This window comes from Pseudomonas sp. NPDC089395, from assembly GCF_044749525.1.
Taxonomy (GTDB): domain Bacteria; phylum Pseudomonadota; class Gammaproteobacteria; order Pseudomonadales; family Pseudomonadaceae; genus Aquipseudomonas.
In genome coordinates this window covers 1-1,456 of record NZ_JBIVID010000029.1, presented here as the reverse complement: position 1 = coordinate 1,456, position 1,456 = coordinate 1, and the positions used below count along the sequence as shown (strand labels likewise).

The 1,456-nt window shown below is 56.0% G+C and carries 1 protein-coding gene; it reads left to right on the top strand.

Translation table 11 applies throughout. The features are described from left to right. Positions 1 to 50: 50 nt before the first annotated feature. A protein-coding gene (locus tag ACIPZG_RS26745; protein ID WP_400718501.1) for an IS3 family transposase occupies positions 51 to 1,417 on the top strand; the annotation gives its coding sequence in 2 pieces (ribosomal slippage) (positions 51 to 539 and positions 542 to 1,417; 1,365 coding nt in all). Positions 1,418 to 1,456 lie beyond the last annotated feature (39 nt).

Below are 1,456 nucleotides of genomic sequence, written 5' to 3'. Positions count from 1 at the left end.
TGAACTGCGCCCCGGATGTTGGACACCCATCCAACACCGGGGTGTTTTACATGACCAAGTATTCCAAGCAGTTCAAGCTGTCTGCCATCGAAGCCTTCATCAAACGAGGCCGGGGCTTCCGCCATGTTGCCAGCCAGTTTCAGATAGATCCCACCCTTCTCCGCCGCTGGGTCGTGGCTTACCAGCATCACGGTGAGGCCAGTTTTAACCGTTCCCATCAGCGCCATAGCTCTGAGTTCAAACTCACCGTTCTTCATCGGATGCTGAATGAGCAACTGTCTCATCGAGCTACCGCAGCGCTGTTCAACCTGAGTAATTCGAGTCAGCTGGGCAGATGGCAGCAGCAGTATTACAGTGGCGAGCTTACAGCCCCGCTTTCAGCGAAGAAGAGATCGTCCCGCGCCATGTCCAAGCCTTCCTCCAAGCCCGATGCAACCCCAGCAGTCCCTGACGAGGAGTTGTCGGTTTCTCAGTTGTTGCGCAAGATACGCAAGCTTGAAGCGGAGAACGCCTACCTAAAAAAGCTCGAGGAATTAGACGAGGCGAAGCTCAGGCAGAAGAAAGCAGGCACGAAAAAGCCCGGCTGATCGCCGAGCTTCACTCACACCATTTACTGGCAGATCTGCTGGACGCAGCAGGCTTGGCGCGTGCCACCTACTACTACCAGCTCAAGACCATCGGGACTGAGGACAAGTGCGCCTCGCTGAAAGCTTCGATCCAGGACATCCAGCGCCATCACCGTGGCCGCTATGGCTATCGCCGTGTCACCGCCACCCTGCGTCAAGGTGGGCAGTTGGTGAACACCAAGAAAGTGCGCCGGCTGATGAGCGAACTGGACCTCAAATGCACGGTGCGGCCCAAGAAATACAGGTCATACCATGGCCTGATGGACGAGGCCTCACCTAATATTTTGAAGCGAGAGTTTGCAGCGGATCAACCCAATCAGAAATGGGTGACGGATGTCACGGAGTTCAAGGTGGCTGGCGAAAAGCTCTATCTCTCGCCAGTGCTGGACTTGTACAACGGAGAAATCGTGGCGTACCAGACCGACACGCGACCGCGCTATACCTTGGTGGGAACAATGCTTGAGCGCGCCCTGGAAAAACTCCCGGTCGACCGCAAGCCGATGCTGCACTCGGATCAAGGCTGGCACTATCGCTACCCTGATTACCGCCAGCGCCTGAAAGAGGCGGGACTGGAGCAAAGTATGTCCCGCAAGGGCAACTGCCTGGACAACGCGGCGATGGAGAGTTTTTTCGGCACGCTGAAGTCGGAGTATTTCTACCGCGAACGCTTCGACACGATCGATCAGCTACGTGTCGGAATTGATGAATACATCCGTTATTACAACCACGAACGCATCAAGATGAAACTCGGCGGCCTGAGCCCTGTGGCTTACAGAGCCCAGGCCGCGTAGCCTTACACACTCAGCGTCCAACTTTTGGGGTGCAGCTCA